This is a genomic window from Rhizobium sp. N324, assembly GCF_001664485.1.
Classification (GTDB): Bacteria; Pseudomonadota; Alphaproteobacteria; order Rhizobiales; family Rhizobiaceae; genus Rhizobium.
Genome location: NZ_CP013630.1, coordinates 2321525 through 2339183 on the forward strand (window position 1 = coordinate 2321525; position 17659 = coordinate 2339183).

Sequence of the window (17659 nt, forward strand, 5' to 3'; positions counted from 1 at the left end):
CGGCATTCAGCCGGGCGCGGACTTCTCCCAGAGCCAGGAGAAAAGCAGCGATTCCCCAAGTTCCAGCATGGCGTCGACAGCCCGGCTGCTGAGCGAGCCTTCGCCGACCGCCTGCACCGTATAGAGCGGCACCTCCCTGAGCAGCCGGGTTCCCGCGAAAATCCTGAGCGTGCCTGCCTGGGTATCTGGTGTCACCGGCGCCGTCAGCGGCCAGCGATAGATGATGCGCGCCGACAGCCGGTCGGGATTGCTAATTGGGATATAGACGCTGACCGGCGCTTTGGCCACGAGATCGACGGTGCGCGACATGCCGCCATAGACGCTGGCGGCACCGATCACTTCATTTTCGGCGAAGATCTGCCGGTTCTCGAAGGCCGTCAGCCCCCATTCGAGCACGCGCTTGGCCTCCTCCGTCCGCTCCTTGTCGGAAGCGATGCCGGCAAGCGCCAGAAACAGCCGCCTGCCGTCCCGCTCGACCGACGCGACGATCGAGTAGCCCTCGCCCTCGGTAAAGCCGGTGGCCAGCCCGTCCGCGCCGAGATCGAGCCCGAGCAGGGGATTGCGGTTGCGCTGGAAGATCTTGTTCCACTCGAAATCCGGCTGCGCAAAATAGGGATAGAGGTTGGGATAGGACTGCTGCAGGGCGGTGGCCAGCGTCACCATCTCCCGCGCCGTGACTTTGCTCTTTCCGTCGGGAAGGCCGGTGGAATTGCCGAACTCGGCCTTCTCCATGCCGAGCTCACGGGCGCGCCGCGTCATCGACACGGCAAATTGCTGCTCGCTTCCGGCCATGCCTTCGGCAAGGATGATGCAGCTGTCATTGGCACCCTGGATGGCGACGCCTTTGATGAGGTCCTCGACGCGCACGCGCGATTTGAGGCTGGCAAACATCGTTGCCGTCCTCGACGGCGCACCGCCGGTTCTCCAGGCATATTCGGAAACGGGATATTCGGTATCGAAGGTGATCTGGCCCTTCGTCACCGCATCGAAGACGAGATCCATCGTCATCAGCTTGGCGAGCGAAGCCGGCGAAAAGCCCTGATCCTCGTTCTTGGCGAGAAGCACCGTGCCGGTGGCCGCCTCGATCATATAGGCCTGCGCCGCCTTGGTGGCGAAACCGGCGGCCCCGCTATCGGCCGCAAGCGCTCCGGTGGTCAACGGGATGAGGCATGCCAGAGCAATTCCAGCAAAAGTGCGTAGCGCTTTTGCGTCCGGAATTGCGGTGAAAACGAGAGATTGAGCAATTCCAGCAAGAGTGCGCAACGGTTTTGCGTCCGGAATTGCTGTGAAACAAAGGCGAAGCACAGGCTTCAGCATCGGGTGTTTCCATCGATCGAGCGGCGTGTCGTCTGAAGGTTAGAGCGAGAGGAAATCCGATGCAATCGCCGCGCTCAGCGTGCGGCGAATTTGGCCTGATGACGCTTGGCCGAAGCAAGAATCGACTCCTGCGTCAGCCCGTCATTGCGCACCATCACCGCGTCGAAGGCGAGATCGACGGTCACCGTCTTCACGTCCTCGTTCTGGTAACCGAGCGCAAGCGAGCCCAGGGGCCGTTCGTAGGGCATGGGACCGATCTCCGGCAGCACGACCATCTGATCGAAGGCTTGCGGGGCATTGTTGGCGGACGCTGCCGCCGGCGCCACCAGGATATGGGCGCCCGGAGCAGGAGCGGCTGCAGCATTGTAGCGCGCGCTCGGCGTCGAGCCGGCATAGGAGGTCGCCGACATCGGTACCGGCACGTTGGCCGGCGTTTCGTAATCCTCCGAACTCTGCAACTGGTCGCGGGTGATCTTCCGGCTGTTGGAGGCGACCATCACGCCGGTTGCGATCTGGCCTTCCGGATTGACGCCGGGAATGCGGCTGCCCTTCGGCACATAGGAGGCCATCAGATAGGGCATGTCGTGGCCGTCCATGCGGGCGCGGCCGACATATTGCACACGCACCTTGCCGGTGCCGCTGTGCTGCAGATCCAGCATATCGGCGGTCTTGTTCGAAAGGTCGATGATGCGGCCTTCGTGATAGGGGCCGCGATCGTTGACGCGCACGATGACGGAAGAACCGCTTTCGAGATTGGTGACACGCGCATAGCTCGGCAGCGGGAAGGTCGGATGGGCGGCGGAAAGATGCATTTGATCGTAGACTTCGCCGTTCGCCGTCAGCCGCCCGTGAAAGGCCGAGCCGTACCAGGAGGCGACGCCGACCTTGTTATAGGCAAAGTCTTCCTTCGGATAATACCATTTGCCCTTCACCTCGTAAGGATTGCCGACGATGTAACGGCCGCCGCCCTTGGGAATATTGTTGCCGGTGGCGACCCGCGGGCTCGCCTTCACGCCATATTCGGATTCGGAGAAATATTCTTTGCCGTGGGCTTTCTTCTTCGGCACCGCCTGCGTCGTGCCGCACGCCGCAACCGTAGCACACATCGCCGATACCGCCAGCCACCGTGCTGTCGTCGCGAAAGACACCGCCCCGTATCCCAATTTCATATGTCCCACGCCGCTCAAAGATCGTTATGGTTAAGGAACTTTGCCCCATACCGGGCCAATACGCCTTATCCCCGCCCGCCTAACGAGACTTTAATCTTGCGAAGTTCGTGGCAAATTTACGAACGATTTCGCAGCGATAGCGACAATTCTAATGATTATGGTTTATAAATCGCTAACACGGTGCCTGTCGCCCTGCCCTGCCGCCGCCGCGAATGGACCTGAAATTCCCGTGCCGATGCGGGGCAAATGGTAAACATTCGCCGTCTCTGAAGTCCCCGAAAAGCGCCAGATTGAGACACCGCCGGCGGGTCCGTCATAAGCGGCAATACAGCGGCTCGAGCCCCACCTGCCCATCCCTGCGCAACGCAGATCGCTGATTTGACACTGGGTGGGCGCATGGGAACGATATGCCCGCTGCGAGCTTTGAAGATAGAGGCCTTCAGAGGATTACCATGAACGCTGAAACCATGAGGCAGCTCGAAACAGTCAGCCAGCAATTGCATGCGCGATCTCGCGCCCTTTCTCAGCCCGACAGGGACAACGACATCGCAACCTTGATGTCGGCGCTCGCCGTGACGATGGAGACGTCCGATCTCTCTGCGAGGATATGAACCAGCTCAACGGTCCGAAGGGCCTCGGATCCGACGGAGGCTAGAACAGGATAATTTAAGCCACGTCCGCGCCCTTACGCTGCCGGTGGGCGATACCGAACCGACTTTGCCTTTCCCAAGGCTTCGATCGTATCCTCGACGCTGAGCAGAACGGTGGTTTCCATGGAACTGACTGCCCCACCGGCGCCGATAGCAAGCGCGACAGCTGCCATCGAGACGTTGTCGGGCGCCTCCCACAAATTCCAACCATCATGCTCGCCGAAGGAATACCAGAACCCATGGAGCTTGCCGCCCACCGATTCAATGTAGCGACGGGCCGCCTCCCGGCGATCCTCGGGGTTTTCGATCATGCGCGCCCATGTTTCGGGCGTGTAGCTGAAGCGCGTGAGATACATGGCCATGGTTTTTCCTCCGCCAGAACAGCACAGTAAACGCTCAAGCCGGCGACAACGCCAGTCATTTCCAATGTGCGGCACGGGCAAAGACGTATGCGCCGGAACTCCAATCGGCGCAGATGCCGACAAATGCCGCGGGGCAAGTTGACGCTGCTAGCAAAGCTGCTAAAAAGCCAGCCATCGACTGATTGGGTCGCAAACCGGAAACAATAGCCGGTTCGCAGAAATCAACGGAATGTGGATTTCTGAAACCTTTCAATCAGATGGAAGAGTGTCCGAGTGGTTTAAGGAACCGGTCTTGAAAACCGGCGTGCGGGAAACCGTACCGTGGGTTCGAATCCCACCTCTTCCGCCATACTTCCGGCGGCAGGATTTTGCTCCCTCGCACGGTCTAGGAATGACGGTCGATCCGGGCGAGATCATCCTCTTCAAGGGGCATCGCTCACCAATTTCACTCTTCCTTTGAGCGGTTGCCGACGCCGCTGACGAGGCCCAGCCATATAACTGCCTTGATCGGGGCACTGAAAATGCGACACCCGATCACGAGAGCATCGAGTATATCAGCACACCAACAGAACCCCAGAAAACAACCGGTGTAACTATCATCCCCAAAACGAAAATCTTCGTCACAGCAAACGCTCCGAACTTTATCAATCCCGCAAAACCTATTGCAAGGCGGCAAGGTTGGTATGGGGCACGAAGTCCGGGACGGATCGGACCTTGGTCTGAGTTTCCGAGTGCTGCAGTGTCCGCCGCGCGTCTGAAAAAGACGCGCGGAGAGACCACCGCCATCACTACAATGGCGGGGATTCAGCTCCCGCCATCGACAGGGCTTGCAGCCACGTCTTCGCCTATAATGCGCGGTGCCAACCGAAAGCGTTCAGCCGCTCGATGAAGCGCCCCTTTTGAGCGTGGCGTTCAAAGATCGACTGCAGGCGGCCGCTGAAATCGGCGGTATCGCCGTTTTCCCCGGCGATCGTCTTCAAGTCCATGAGGAGGCTGGCGGCCCCGTCATAGCCGGGAGCCTTGCGGCGTTCGATCTCGGTCTCGATCTCGCGCCAGACGCCCTCGCCCCGCCGTCTGATCGCGTTCAGCCGCTCGCGGCGAGCGCGGGCCTCTTCCGCCTCTTTTCGCTTTCGTTCCGCCGCCAGCCGCTCCTCTTCCTCGCGCTTGGAGCATCGCGGATCGCGCCGGCAGTAGCTTGCAGCTCGGCACCGTTGGCGCCGAGCTGGCTGAGGAGGCCGCGCTAGCAGTGAGGCTGCGGGCGCGTTCCCGCAACTCGTTTGCCAAATATGGCTCCCCCTCGATCAGGCGGGCGAGACATCGTCAGTTTCGAGGATTCGAAGGGCCCCCGGCAAGCGTCATCCCGGAATGGAGATGCTGGCGAAGGTGGCATGAGTTTCTCGCAGGCCGCGATAGTCGCCGATTTCTCAAGAGCGTCGATCGCGGTCGAATTCTCGTTCGGGGATAGACTGATCCATTGCTTCTTGCGCGCCATATCCTCGGCCCATATTCTAGGTACCGAATGGTATCCCGCGAACCAGGCGGGATGGAAAAGCAAACTACAAAAAGCGAGCAGCGACGATGAAATTGGGGTGGCAGCCAAGGAAATGGCTCGAAAAAAAGACCAAGCGGGGCATCCGCGGCTACCCCATCGGGACGATCGCTTACTATGGTCCCGACAACCGCCGCGCCACCAAGGTGGCCGTCAGCATCATCCCGGCGCCGCATGCGGAGCCGGTCGATCTGCGCCGATGGTTTGCCCAAACCGGCGATCTGAGAAGAGACGACGCCGTTATCGCCGAGATCGCGGCATCCTGCGCGACAACGACGTGAAATCGGTGGCGGCGATGGATGGAATCTTCGGTTGCCCTCACGAAGAGGGAATCGATTATCCGCTCGGCGAGGCTTGTCCGGCTTGCTCCTATTGGAACGGGCGAAACCGCTTCACAGGTAAGCTTGAGGCAGATTGAATTCCCGACGGCTTGTGCTCGATAGATCCGGTCCAAGCGCGGTCATGCTCCTTCGGAACTGGTTCGGCGACGGTAGGTCCCGGCCGCAATGGTGAGCGCGACGGCGATCAATGCCGCTGCGACGCCGAAGGTGATCTGCATGCCTGCATGCACGGCCTCGGGACGTGCCGTAGCGATCTCGGGCGTTGCCGATCCATATGCGAACACGGCCCCCATGACGGATGCGCCGGTAATCAGCCCGAGATTGCGCGACAGGTTGAGCACGCCGGAGATGACACCGCGCTGGTGCGGCTGCACATCCGCCATGACGGCTGTGTTGTTGGCCGCCTGGAACAGCTGATAGCCGGGTGTCAGCATCGCGATGCCGGCGATGTAGCCGGCAATTCCGGGCAGCACGGCGAGAGCGATGGAGCCGGCGGCCATGGCGACGAGCCCTGCGGTAACCACGAATGGCGCGTCCAGACGGTCGACCAGGCGACCGGCCGGGACGCCGCTGAGGATGGAGATCACGGGACCGATCGACATGACGGCTCCAACCAGCGCTTCGCCGAGTCCGAGCGCACGCGAGAGATAGAAGGGCGCGACCACCAGCGTCGCCATCATCACCGTCGAAACGAGCGCGTTCATCGCTAGGCTTGCGGTGAGCGCGCGATTGCGGAACACCGGAAGTCGGATCAGCGGCGATGCCGTTCTCGCCTCGGCGAAGACGAAGAGACCGGCGCTGAATGCGGCTGTGAGCAGCAGGGCGAGGTTCAACAGGCCAAGGCGGCCATGCCCGATCGTCATCGCCAGCGCATAGGCCGAAAGCGTCAGGGCAAGCAGCAGCGTGCCCATGGTATCGAATCCGGCCCGATCCTTCTTCTGTCCGCCGTCGTCCGGCAGATAACGATAGGCGAGAACGAAGGTCGCAGCACCGAGCGGCACGTTGACGAGGAAGATTGCCGGCCAACCGAAACAGGCGATCAGCAGACCGCCCAGCGACGGCCCAAGAGCCGTGCCGATCGCCGACATGGTTCCGAGCAGCCCCATGGCGCCGCCGATCGTCGCCTTCGGCACCGTTTCACCGACAAAGGCCATGGTCAGCGCCATCATGATCGCCGCACCCAGACCCTGCAGCGCGCGCGCCGCAATCATCAGCCACAGCGTCGGCGCAAGGCCGCAGAGGACCGAGGCCAGCGTGAAGAGCAGGATACCGATAAGCAGCAGCCGTCTCCGGCCGGTGACATCGCCGAGCCGCCCGACGCTGACGATCAGCGTCGTGATGGCAAGGAGATATGCGAGCACGACCCACTGCACGTCCTGGAAGGCGGCGTCGAAGCCCTGTGCCAGGCTTGGCAGACCGACATTGGCGATGCTGGTGCCGAGCGATGGCAGCAGCATGGAGAGGGAAAGGCTGGCGAGGGCCCAGCGGACGGAAAATATGCGTTCGGCGACGGCCTCGCCGGGCTCAGCAATGATCGGTTTCACCGTAGACTCCGTTTTCTTGCTCCCGGAAACGGAGCCGCCGGAAAACATAATCCTCCGGCCGACATGGCGAAACGCGCAGCATTTGCATTCTATTCATGCGTTGGACGCCACATGATGTCGTGTTATATCGGATGATGTCGACACCCGATCTCAACCTGCTTGTCACCCTGGAAGTGCTGCTTGCCGAAGGCAGCGTTGCCCGCGCCGCCCACAGGCTGCGACTCAGCCCATCGGCGATGAGCCGGGCGTTGGCGCGACTGCGAGAGACGACGGGCGATCCGCTGCTGGTGCGCGCCGGCCGCGGCCTCGTCCCCACGCCCCGGGCACTGGAACTGCGCGAGCGGGTCGGCCGGATCGTCGAGGATGCGCAGGCGGTGCTGCGCCCTGCCGAGGCGCTTGATCTCAAACGCCTGGTCCGAACGTTCACGCTGCGCGCCAGCGAGGGCTTCGCCGAGAGCTTCGGACCCGACCTTATCGCCAGCCTCGGTGATGAAGCGCCCGGCGTGCGGCTGCGCTTCGTGCAGAAACCGGATAAGGACAGCGCCCCGTTGCGCGACGGCAGCGTCGACCTGGAAACCGGCATCGTCGGCGAAACGATGGGGCCGGAGTTGAGGGCGCAGGCCTTGTTCCGCGACCGGTTCATCGGCGTCGTGCGCGCAGGGCATCCGCTCTGCCAGGGCGAGCTCACGGCCACCCGATATGCGGCCGGCCGGCACATCGCCGTCTCGCGGCGCGGGCTCGACAAGGGACCGATCGATGAAGCTCTCGATGCGCTCGGGCTGGAACGGCAGATCGTCACCATTGTCGGCGGTTTTTCCACGGCGCTGGCGCTCGCCCGCGCCTCGGATCTGATCGCCTGTGTTCCGGAACGGCACACAGGCGCATTGCGCCGGGAAATGCACAGTTTTCCCCTGCCCGTTCCGATCCCAGAGATCACGCTTTCCTTGCTCTGGCATCCGAGGATGGATGCCGATCCGGGCCATCGCTGGCTGCGCGGCTGCGTTCGGGATGCCTGCGCGGCGACGTGATCGATTGGCGACGGAGCACCGCGGGCAGACGATCGATCCGTTCGTGATGGTTGACTATCCCGTGTCGACGTGATTTCCCGCCGAAGATCATCAGGCGAACTATCAGGCGGGAACATCATGGCCGACGACATCATCGTAAAGGACAGCAACGGAAGCCAGCTTCACGACGGCGATTCCGTGACGCTGATCAAGGACCTCAAGGTCAAGGGAACCTCCGAGACGCTGAAGCGTGGAACATTGGTCAAGGGCATTCGCCTGACCGACAATCCCGGCGAAATCGAGTGCAACACCAAGCAGGTCAAAGGCCTGGTGCTGAAGACGGAATTCCTCAAGAAGGCATAGGACCGGCCTCCCTCGTCCCCACCTGCGGCACTTCCTCGGTGATCACCTCGAAGCGGGTAAGCGTAGCCGGTCCGAAGGCCGTCGACATTGCGACGTCGGTGGCGTCGCGGCCGGTTCCCATCAGGATTCGGCCGATGCGCGGCGCGTTGTGACGGGCATCGACCGTATGCCAGTGACCGCCGAGAAAGACCTCGAACCAGGCGCTGAAATCCATCGGGTTGGGATCGATCGGAACACCGATATCGCCGAGATAGCCGGTGCAATAGCGGGCCGGGATATTCATGCATCGGCACAGCGCGATGGCGAGATGGGCAAAGTCGCGGCAGACGCCTGCCTTGTCGACGAAGCCGCCATGCGCGGTCCGGAGAAGGTCCGCCTTCAGGTAGTCGAAGGTGATGTGGTCGTGGACGAAATCGGAGATCGCCTGGACACGCGCCCAGCCGAGCGGCGTCGACGAGAAGGTTGCCCAGGCGAAATCGGCAAGCCTGTCGGTATCGCAATAGCGGCTGCCGAGCAGGAAGACGAGCACCTCGTCCGGCAGGTCGTTGATCGCGTGCTGCACGGCGTCGTCGGGAACGACGTCGGGTTGGCCGCTGTCGTAGATCTCGAACTCGGTGGAGATCGTCGTCACTCCAGCCGGGGCGACGATCCGGCTGCAGGCATTGCCGAAACCGTCGGTATATTCCCAGGTTTCGATCGGCCGATCGAATGTCAGGACCTGCTCGCTGAGAAGATCGGCGCGGCGCGAAGGATGAATGTTAAGAGCAAGCAGCATCGGCGTCGGCTGTATGCATTCATAGCCCAGATGAAACCCGGCGCGTATTTTCATGGTGGCGTCCTCGCGTCCCGCACAAATGGCGTGACTATGCAACGTCGAGCGTCCTGCCCGGTTCCCGGCCGCAAATGTCGCCGCGCCCGAACATCGGGATTAGACTTCCTTCGTGGTGACGTTGACCTGCACCGTCATGCTGTCGAAATCCGTCCCATCGCCATCATAGCTGCCGCTTAACGGCACCGCCTGGCGCGGATCGCGGGCGACGGCGACACGAATGAGATCGCGGTTGCCGACAATCCCGTTGGTCGGGTCGAATTCCGCCCAGCCGGCGCCGGGAAGGTAAACCTGGCACCATGCATGGGTGGAGCCGCCGCCGAGCACGGTGGAGCCGTCCCGGTCGGGGACATAGACATAACCCGTGACGAACCGCGCCGCCAAGCCGAGCACGCGTGCCGCCTCCATCATCAAGAGCGCGAAATCCCGGCAAGTGCCGGAGCGAAGCTGCAAAGTCTGGAGCGGTGTCTGCGTTCCGTGCTCCATCCGGCGGGCATAGACGAAACTTTCCCGAATGGCGTAGCACAGCGTCATCAGCATATGCCCGGTCTCCGTCGGACGCCCCTGGCGCACGAACCGGCGCGCCCAGCGTCCCACCTCGTCGCCCGGGTCGGGATAATGGCGCTGCATCGCCGGCGTCAGATCGGCAATCTCGTCCTTGTCGTAGGAGAAGGGATAGGTCAGGGCCTGATCGTCCACCTTGAGATCGAGGGCAACCTGGGGCGTATGATCGAGCGTGATCCAGGTTTCGAAGCGAAGCTCGGACGCCGGCCTCGAAATATCGATGAGCGCCACGCAATTGCCGAAAACATCGTGGATCCAGCGCACATGACTTTCCTCAGGATATATCGTCAACGACGCTTCGATCAGCCGCTGGTCGAAACTGTCGCGCGGCCGGAACATCAAACGATGCTCGCCGAAATCGACTTCCCTGACGTAACGATAGGACGTGATGTGGCGGACGGAAAATATCGTCATCGGCCGCCATTCCTCTGCGTGAGGCGCGCCCGTCCCGCTTCCCGCTTATCCCGATTTCTTGTCATATAAGCACATTCGAAAGATTGTTATTCTGCATCAACCGATCGACGGCAGAGCCGTCCAACCTAAGAGGATAAAATGCATATCATCTGGGACGTTCTGACGCTTATGCTGACAATCGGCTCGCTCTATGGCGGTCGCGAATATCGGATTATTCGCGCCCGTGCCCGCGCCCAGAACTGGGGCAACTTCTGATCCGATTCCGAAGCCTGATCGTATAGGCTGCTGCCGGAACGGTGGCGGATACGTCGAATGACGTAAAGCCACACGCTTTAGGAAATGCTTCATTAGCAGAGACGGCGTCTATCCGTCCATTCCTCCTGTTATTGCGAGCCCGCCTCACCCCAGGCGGGCTTTTTTCTCACGTTCCTTACTTCTTGGCGCCGGCGGAAAGCACCCGGTGTGTCGCATTGTCCATGGCGTGGCTCGCCTCTTGTCCATCCTTCTTCAGCCCGTATGCGGTGTTGCCGCAGCCGGAAAGCGTGAGCAGGCAGATGCAGGCGATGGCGATTGCGGCTTTTGACATCAACGTTCCCCGGATGGATTGGCGATAAGGGAAAGATGATGCATTCCCCGGCAAAATCAATCCACCGGCATTCAGCACGAAGGGCATAGGGAACTCTATGGCGCGACCGGCGTTTATGGAAGCCATCCAACCGAGGTGCCACGACATGGATTATCAGATTGCCTTCGCCGCGACCGTTGCGACAGCGTCTTTCCTCGTCTTCATGCTCGTCGTTCACCGGACATAGGATCCGGCCGCCCACCACCTCCCGCAAACCGCCGAGCGCGATAGGTGCGCGTCCTCGCCCGTGCACTCAGAAATATCGAACGAAAACACTTTCAATTTCTACAAGTATTCCGACATCATTGGATGTATTAAACTTTAACTAAATGCCTTGCTTAACTATTCATTAATAATATACTTGCGCGGCGTCCTCTTCAGCTTATGCTTTATGCAAAGGGAGAGGGACAATGTTTACAAAAAGCCTGATCATGCCGTTGGGATTCGCAATGCTTGCCATTGCCGGCCTGTTGTTCCAGATTGCTGCCCACGCGTTGCACTCGCCCGTGACCATGTTGCAGCCGTAAGTCACATAAGTTGTTGAACCGGCAGGCAATCTCGTAACTGGGAGTGGAACTTCCTTTCGTTTCGTGCATTCTGTGACTCGTTTTGCCAGGAGGGAGATAACCATGGAAAACGCAGGCGTGGGTTGGATTGCAGCCATCATCATCGGTGGCATCGCCGGATGGCTGGCGGAAAAAGTCATGAGCAGCAACATGGGTTTGCTGATGAACATATTGCTCGGTATCGTCGGCGCCATCGTCGCCAACTGGATCCTGGGTCTGTTGCACATCCAACCGCTGGCTGGTTGGCTGGGTTACCTGATCACCGGTTTCGTCGGTGCTTGCATTCTGATTTTCGTCGGTCGCGCCATCCGACGCTGATTGCCGCGGACAGAGCAGACACAATTCAAAGCCGGGCGCGCCTCGCGTCCGGCTTTTGTCTTTCCCGAATTGTCTTTCAGCGGCGGCTCAGCAGGCCGAAAACATAGGCGATGCCTGCCGTCACCGCGAGCGCCATGAGCGGCTCTTCACGAACCTTGTCACGCAGCTGTTCCGTCATCAGCGACGCCTCGTCGGTCACCGCCGACTTTGCCCCCTGCCCGAGCGCGACCACGCTTTCCGTCAGCCGGGAGAGATCGTTGCGAAGGGCTGCGACCTGCGCCGACAGGTCGTCTGCTGCCATATCAGCCTTGACGCGCGCAGCGGTGGATTCGGCGGAAGCGGTTTTCAAATCAGCCATGGTCTGCTCCTGTTGCATGGGATGCCGCTTCAACGAAATGGCGGCCCGAAAGGTTCCCCCGCAACCGATCTTTTGTTGGCCGCAAAGCCGCCGCGGATAAGCGGCGCGCTTGTGCAGCTTTTCGTGTGACAAACCCTTCATTTCCTGTCGGGTTTGTTTTAAGGAACGTCGAATGTCCGCCCGCGCGCGGCTCTAATGATACTGCGAGGTTTGCGTTTCCATGTTCCATATCCTGAGAAGAGCTGCTCAGACCTGGGTTGCCAAGCTGCTCCTGCTTCTCCTCGTCGTCTCCTTCGGCGCCTGGGGCGTGTCGCATCAGCTCTTGTCGGGCGGCAGCAGCACCACGGTCGTGACCGTCGGCGATCAGCATGTGGACGTCAACGAATTCCACCTCGCCTACCAGCGCCAGGTGGCAAGCCTCGGCCAGCAGTTCGGCATGCGCCTCACCCCGGAACAGGCCCGCGCCTTCGGCGTCGAGCAACAGGTGCTCGCCCAACTCGTTGCCGGCGCCTCGCTCGACCAGCTCGCCGAAGACATGAACCTCGGCCTGTCCGAAGACCGCCTCGCCCAGCTGATCGCCGACGATCCGGCTTTCAAGGCCGTCAACGGCAAGTTCGACCGTGAACTCTTCGTCTCGCGGCTGCGCAATGCCAATATCCGCCAGGACGATTACATCAAGGAGCGCAGCAAGGTCGCCGTCCGCAGCCAGGTCGTCGATGCCATATCGAACGGCTTCACCGCCCCGAAGACGCTGGTCGACGCGCTGAAGCTCTATGGCAATGAAAGCCGCAGCATCGATTATCTGCTGCTCACCAACGCCAATATCGAACCGATCAAGGCACCTGCCGACGATGTGCTGGCAGCGTGGTTCGAGAGCGTCAAGCAGCGCTACCAGGCGCCTGAGTATCGCAAACTCGTCTATCTCTCGCTGCAGCCCGCCGATATCGCCGACGCCGCGACCGTCACCGACGATCAGATCCACGAAGCCTTCGACAAGAGCAAGGATACCTACCGCACGCCGGAAAGCCGCACCATCGAACAGCTGACCTTTGCCAGCAAGGATCTTGCCACCGCTGCCGAAGCGGCGCTGAAGGGCGGCACCAGCTTCGACCAGCTGGTCTCCGACCAGGGCAAGACGGCAAGCGACGTGCTGCTCGGCGAATTCACCAAGGACAAGGTACCCGACCAGGCCGTGGCCGACGCGGCCTTCGCAGTTTCGAAGGATGGCGGCACGACACCTGTCGTCGATGGCTCCTTCGGCTCCGTCATCCTGCGCGTCACCAACATCAAGCCGGAAACCACCAAGAATTTCGATGAGGTGAAGGAGGACATCCGCAAGCAGCTGGCGCTTTCCAATGCCTCGCAGGAAGTAATCAACGTTCATGACCGCATCGAGGATCTGCGCGCCGGCGGCGCCACGCTCGAGGATATCGCCGGCCAGCTGAAACTGAAGGCCGTGACCGTCGACGCCGTCGATATGACCGGCGCCGACAAGGACGGCAAAGAGGTCAAGGATATTCCCGTCAAGCAGCAGCTGCTTGGCGAAGCCTTCAAGACCGAGGTCGGCGTCGATGCGCCGCCGCTGCCGATCGGCAATGACGGCTATGTCTGGTTCAACGTTCGCGAAATTACCCCGACCCGCGAGCGCCCGGTGGCCGAAGTGCGGGAAAAAGCGGTAGAGGACTGGACGGCGGAACAGCAGAAGGTCGAACTCGCCAAGAAGGCCGACGCATTGAAGGCCGAAGCCGCCAAGGGCACCGCGCTTGCCGATATCGCAGCGCCGCTCGGCATCGCCGTCGAAAGCAAGAGCGGCGTCACCCGCTCCACCGATGACCCGGTGCTTGGCCGCGCCGGCGTCACCGCCGCCTTCTCCGGCCCGATCGATGCGGTCGCGAGCGCTGTCGGCGCCGATCCCTCGACGCAGATCCTGATGAAGGTCACCGAAGTCAACAGCGAGCCGACCAGCGACGCGCTGAACAACCGCGATGCCCAGATCACCGCCATGGCCAACGCCGCCGGCGACGATATTCTCGATCAGATGGTCAACCTGCTGCAGACGCAGTACGGCGCGCAGATCAACCAGACGCTAGCCGAACAGGCGACGCTTCGTTAGGAGGCCTTATGACCGATCTGAAGCCGTTCCTGGCCAAGGCTGCAAGCCGCGAGCCGCTGACGCGTGACGAGGCCCGCGCCGCCTTCGACATCCTGATGTCCGGTCAGGCGACGCCCTCGCAGATCGGCGGCTTCCTGATGGCGCTGCGCGTGCGTGGCGAAACCGTCGACGAGATCGTCGGCGCCGTCACCGCGATGCGCTCGAAGATGCTGACCGTCGAGGCGCCGGCCGACGCGATCGACATCGTCGGCACCGGCGGCGATGCCAGCGGCACCTACAATATCTCGACGCTGGCGGCGCTGATCGTTGCCGGCGCCGGTGTTCCTGTCGCAAAACACGGCAACCGGGCGCTGAGCTCGAAATCGGGCGCGGCGGACAATCTGGCCGCACTCGGCGTCAAGCTCGATGTCGGTCCCGAGATCATCTCCCGCTGCATCAGCGAGGCCGGCGTCGGCTTCATGTTCGCGCAGCTTCATCATTCCGCCATGCGCCATGTCGGCCCCTCCCGTGTCGAACTCGGCACCCGCACCATCTTCAACCTGTTGGGCCCGCTTTCCAGTCCGGCCGGCGTCCGGCGCCAGCTGCTCGGCGTCTTCTCGCCGCAATGGCTGGTGCCGCTTGCCGAAGTCATGCGCGATCTCGGCTCCGAATGCGTCTGGGTGGTCCATGGCGACGGCCTCGACGAGATCACCACGACAGGCATCACCAAGGTGGCCGCGCTCGAAGACGGCAAGATCCGCACCTTCGAGCTGTCGCCCGCCGATTTCGGCGTCAGCCCCTGCGTGCTCGCCGACATCAGGGGCGGTGACGGCGTCGCCAATGCCGCAGCGCTTCGCGAGGTGCTGAGCGGCGCCAAGAATGCCTATCGCGATATTTCGCTCGCCAATGCTGCCGCCTCGCTTGTGATCGCGGGCAAGGTTGAGACGATTCGCGACGGCATGACGCTGGCGGCGCAGTCGCTCGATAGCGGCGCCACCGCACTCGCTCTCGACAAACTCATCGCCGTGTCCAACGATATCGACTAGGATTGCCCGATGACCGATATCCTGAAGAAGATCGAACTTTACAAGCGTCAGGAGATCGCGGCCGCCAAGGCTGCGGTGTCGCTTGCCGAGCTGAAGGCGATGCAGGCCGGCCAGTCCGCGCCGCGCGGCTTTTACAAAGCGCTGACGGCCAAGCGTGACGCCGGCAATTTCGGCCTGATCGCAGAGATCAAGAAGGCAAGCCCGTCGAAGGGGCTGATCCGTCCGGATTTCGATCCGCCGGCGCTGGCGAAGGCCTACGAAGCCGGTGGCGCGGCCTGCCTTTCGGTGCTGACCGATACGCCGAGCTTTCAGGGTGCGCCGGAATTCCTGACGGCGGCACGGGCCGCCTGCGCCCTGCCCGCCTTGCGCAAGGATTTCATGTTCGAGACTTATCAAGTCCATGAGGCGCGCGCCTGGGGGGCTGACTGCATTCTGCTCATCATGGCGTCGCTCACCGATGACGATGCAGAGCGTCTGCAGGACGAAGCGTTCTCGCTCGGCATGGACGTGCTGGTCGAGGTCCACGACGCCGAGGAGATGGAGCGGGCGCTGAAGCTGTCCTCGCCGCTTATCGGCATCAACAACCGCAATCTGCGCACCTTCGAGGTCAGCCTGTCGGTCAGCGAGACGCTTGCTTCCATGGTTCCGGCAGACCGCCTCCTCATCGGCGAAAGCGGCATCTTCACCCATGCCGATTGCAAGCGCCTGCAGGCCGTGGATATCAGCACCTTCCTGGTCGGCGAAAGCCTGATGCGAAAGGACGATGTGACGGCCGCCACCCGCGCGCTGCTCTTCGGCGAAGCCGCCATCGCGGCCGAATGACATGAGCGGCGGAAAGCCCGGCCTCACGCATATCGATGCCTCCGGCGAGGCGCATATGGTCGATGTCTCGGATAAGGCCGAGACGGTGCGTATCGCCACGGCCGAGGGCCATGTGAAGATGGCGCCGGAAACGCTGGCGCTGATCCGCCAGGGCGATGCCAAGAAAGGTGACGTCATCGGCACGGCGCGCCTTGCCGGCATCATGGCGGCCAAACGCACCGCCGATCTCATCCCGCTCTGCCATCCGCTGATGCTGACCAAGGTTACGGTCGAGATCGAGGAAGATGCCGCCCTTCCCGGCCTGCGCGTCACGGCAACCGCCAAGCTGACCGGCAAGACCGGTGTGGAGATGGAGGCGCTGACCGCCGTCTCGGTCGCCTGCCTCACCATTTACGACATGGCCAAGGCCGCCGACAAGGCAATGGAGATCGGCGGCATCCGGCTGCTGGAAAAATCCGGCGGCAAGTCGGGCGATTTTCGCCATCCGGAGGCGAGATGAACCTTCTCCCGGTCACTGAGGCCTTAAGCCGCTTGCTCTCTCGCGCAAGGCCAGTCGCGGTATCGGAGACGTTGCCGCTCGCCGAGGCCGAAGGCCGCGTCCTGGCCGTCGATCTCAAGGCCGCGATAACCCAACCGCCCTTCAACGCCTCGGCCATGGATGGTTATGCGCTACGCCGCGACGACGCGCCGGACCCGGGCGCCGTGCTGAAGGTCATCGGCACATCTTCAGCCGGCCATGCCTTTGAAGGAAGCGTCGGCAAGGGCGAGACCGTCCGCATTTTCACCGGCGCTCCGGTTCCGTCGGGCGCCGACAGCGTCCTGCTGCAAGAGGATGCCGAGAAGATCGAGGGCGGCATCCGAACCAATTTCCCGGTCCGGCAGGGCCAGCACATACGTCCCCGCGGCCAGGATTTTGCCGAAGGCGAAGCGGTGCTGTCGGCCGGCACCGTGCTCGATTTCTCGCGACTGACGGTTGCTGCCGGCATGAACCGGCCCGATGTCGAGGTCCTCAAACGCCCGCTGATCGCCATCCTCGCAACCGGCGACGAACTGCTGCCGCCCGGAAGCACGCCCGGCCCTTCGCAGATCATCGCATCCAATACGTTCGGTATCGCAGCCCTTGCCCGCAAAGCCGGCGCCGACGTGCTCGATCTCGGCATCGTGCCTGATGATAAGACCAGGATCACGGCGGCGATCGACGCGGCGCGAGACGCCAAGGCCGACGTCATCGTCACGCTCGGCGGCGCTTCGGTCGGCGACCATGACCTGGTACAGGCAACGCTGATCGAGGCCGGCATGCAGCTGGACTTCTGGCGTATCGCCATGCGCCCCGGCAAACCGCTGATGGTCGGCAGCTTCGGCGAGACCCATGTGCTCGGCCTGCCCGGCAATCCGGTCTCGAGCTTGGTCTGCGCCCTGTTGTTCCTGGAGCCGCTGATCCGCAAACTCGCTTCCCTGCCGCCGGTGCAGCGCGAGGCAATGGTGGAGGCAGCCGTGACGCTACGCGCCAACGACCACCGCCAGGACTATATCAGGTCGAAACTCTCGAAATCCGCCGCCGGAGACTGGCTCGCCGAACCCTTCGGCAAACAGGACTCCTCGATGATGAAGGTATTTGCCCAAGCCGACTGCCTCATCATCCGCCCGCCGCATGCGCCGGAGCTACCGGCCGGAGCGCCCTGCCCGGTCATGCTGTTGCGGCCGGATCTTCTGGTATAGCTCA

The 17659-nt window shown here is 62.1% G+C and carries 18 protein-coding genes, 1 tRNA gene and 1 pseudogene; 11 read left to right on the top strand and 9 right to left on the bottom strand.

Going from position 1 to position 17659, the window contains the following annotated elements:
* Window positions 1–6: 6 nt before the first annotated feature.
* Both AMK05_RS11185 and AMK05_RS11190 read right to left on the bottom strand, forming a co-directional pair.
* Window positions 7–1089: a D-alanyl-D-alanine carboxypeptidase family protein gene (locus AMK05_RS11185; protein ID WP_237352214.1), complete on the bottom strand. Its 1083-nt coding sequence runs from the start codon at window positions 1087–1089 to the stop codon at window positions 7–9.
* 302 nt (window positions 1090–1391) lie between these two features.
* Window positions 1392–2486, bottom strand: coding sequence for a septal ring lytic transglycosylase RlpA family protein (locus AMK05_RS11190; RefSeq protein WP_064838519.1), 1095 nt, complete (start codon window positions 2484–2486; stop codon window positions 1392–1394).
* Window positions 2487–2938: 452 nt separating this feature from the next.
* Here AMK05_RS11190 and AMK05_RS35540 point away from each other — a divergent pair.
* A pseudogene (locus AMK05_RS35540) lies at window positions 2939–3141 on the top strand (hypothetical protein).
* Between the two features lie 30 nt (window positions 3142–3171).
* Here AMK05_RS35540 and AMK05_RS11200 read toward each other — a convergent pair.
* Entirely contained in the window at window positions 3172–3498 is a 327-nt protein-coding gene (locus AMK05_RS11200) for a GYD domain-containing protein (RefSeq protein ID WP_064838520.1), read from the bottom strand.
* A gap of 259 nt (window positions 3499–3757) precedes the next feature.
* Here AMK05_RS11200 and AMK05_RS11205 point away from each other — a divergent pair.
* Window positions 3758–3847, top strand: a tRNA-Ser gene (locus AMK05_RS11205).
* A 496-nt stretch (window positions 3848–4343) separates the two neighbouring features.
* Here AMK05_RS11205 and AMK05_RS35970 read toward each other — a convergent pair.
* Entirely contained in the window at window positions 4344–4478 is a 135-nt protein-coding gene (locus tag AMK05_RS35970; protein WP_257784949.1) for a hypothetical protein, read from the bottom strand.
* Between the two features lie 598 nt (window positions 4479–5076).
* On the opposite strand from AMK05_RS35970, the gene AMK05_RS35545 reads away from it, so the two are divergent.
* Window positions 5077–5328, top strand: a complete 252-nt coding sequence (locus AMK05_RS35545; protein ID WP_237352088.1) for a hypothetical protein — start codon at window positions 5077–5079, stop codon at window positions 5326–5328.
* Window positions 5329–5507: 179 nt separating this feature from the next.
* Here the strand turns inward: AMK05_RS35545 and AMK05_RS11220 are convergent, their stop codons facing one another.
* Complete coding sequence (locus AMK05_RS11220) at window positions 5508–6932, bottom strand: MFS transporter (protein WP_064841338.1); 1425 nt, start codon at window positions 6930–6932, stop codon at window positions 5508–5510.
* Window positions 6933–7066: 134 nt separating this feature from the next.
* Here AMK05_RS11220 and AMK05_RS11225 point away from each other — a divergent pair, with 134 nt between their 5' ends.
* Together AMK05_RS11225 and AMK05_RS11230 are read left to right on the top strand one after the other, a co-directional pair.
* On the top strand, window positions 7067–7960 hold the full coding sequence (locus tag AMK05_RS11225; RefSeq protein ID WP_064841339.1) for a LysR family transcriptional regulator: 894 nt from the start codon (window positions 7067–7069) through the stop codon (window positions 7958–7960).
* 117 nt (window positions 7961–8077) lie between these two features.
* On the top strand, window positions 8078–8302 hold the full coding sequence (locus AMK05_RS11230) for an alkylphosphonate utilization protein (RefSeq protein ID WP_010035073.1): 225 nt from the start codon (window positions 8078–8080) through the stop codon (window positions 8300–8302).
* Here the strand turns inward: AMK05_RS11230 and AMK05_RS11235 are convergent.
* The 3 genes from AMK05_RS11235 to AMK05_RS11245 form a co-directional block, all read right to left on the bottom strand.
* Entirely contained in the window at window positions 8289–9131 is an 843-nt protein-coding gene (locus AMK05_RS11235; protein ID WP_064838522.1) for a transglutaminase-like domain-containing protein, read from the bottom strand. The genes AMK05_RS11230 and AMK05_RS11235 overlap by 14 nt on opposite strands.
* Before the next feature lie 99 nt (window positions 9132–9230).
* Complete coding sequence (locus tag AMK05_RS11240) at window positions 9231–10109, bottom strand: transglutaminase family protein (RefSeq protein ID WP_064838523.1); 879 nt, start codon at window positions 10107–10109, stop codon at window positions 9231–9233.
* A 430-nt stretch (window positions 10110–10539) separates the two neighbouring features.
* Window positions 10540–10695 carry a hypothetical protein gene (locus AMK05_RS11245; protein ID WP_018495827.1) on the bottom strand — a complete coding sequence of 52 codons (156 nt, stop codon included), beginning with the start codon at window positions 10693–10695 and terminating at the stop codon, window positions 10540–10542.
* A gap of 668 nt (window positions 10696–11363) precedes the next feature.
* On the opposite strand from AMK05_RS11245, the gene AMK05_RS11250 reads away from it, so the two are divergent.
* Window positions 11364–11618 carry a GlsB/YeaQ/YmgE family stress response membrane protein gene (locus AMK05_RS11250; protein ID WP_064838524.1) on the top strand — a complete coding sequence of 85 codons (255 nt, stop codon included), beginning with the start codon at window positions 11364–11366 and terminating at the stop codon, window positions 11616–11618.
* A gap of 76 nt (window positions 11619–11694) precedes the next feature.
* On the opposite strand, the gene AMK05_RS11255 is transcribed toward AMK05_RS11250, so the two are convergent.
* Window positions 11695–11976 carry a hypothetical protein gene (locus tag AMK05_RS11255; RefSeq protein WP_003586381.1) on the bottom strand — a complete coding sequence of 94 codons (282 nt, stop codon included), beginning with the start codon at window positions 11974–11976 and terminating at the stop codon, window positions 11695–11697.
* Window positions 11977–12196: 220 nt separating this feature from the next.
* On the opposite strand from AMK05_RS11255, the gene AMK05_RS11260 reads away from it, so the two are divergent.
* The 5 genes from AMK05_RS11260 to AMK05_RS11280 are packed head-to-tail and all read left to right on the top strand — an operon-like array spanning window position 12197 to window position 17655.
* Window positions 12197–14089 carry a peptidylprolyl isomerase gene (locus AMK05_RS11260; protein WP_064838525.1) on the top strand — a complete coding sequence of 631 codons (1893 nt, stop codon included), beginning with the start codon at window positions 12197–12199 and terminating at the stop codon, window positions 14087–14089.
* Window positions 14090–14097: 8 nt separating this feature from the next.
* Complete coding sequence (gene trpD, locus AMK05_RS11265) at window positions 14098–15114, top strand: anthranilate phosphoribosyltransferase (RefSeq protein ID WP_064838526.1); 1017 nt, start codon at window positions 14098–14100, stop codon at window positions 15112–15114.
* A gap of 9 nt (window positions 15115–15123) precedes the next feature.
* A complete protein-coding gene (trpC, locus tag AMK05_RS11270; RefSeq protein WP_064838527.1) occupies window positions 15124–15936 on the top strand; it encodes an indole-3-glycerol phosphate synthase TrpC in 813 nt (270 codons plus the stop codon).
* 1 nt (window position 15937) lies between these two features.
* Entirely contained in the window at window positions 15938–16435 is a 498-nt protein-coding gene (moaC, locus tag AMK05_RS11275) for a cyclic pyranopterin monophosphate synthase MoaC (protein ID WP_064838528.1), read from the top strand.
* Window positions 16432–17655: a molybdopterin molybdotransferase MoeA gene (locus AMK05_RS11280; RefSeq protein WP_064838529.1), complete on the top strand. Its 1224-nt coding sequence runs from the start codon at window positions 16432–16434 to the stop codon at window positions 17653–17655. The genes moaC and AMK05_RS11280 overlap by 4 nt, the downstream gene beginning before the upstream one ends.
* Window positions 17656–17659 lie beyond the last annotated feature (4 nt).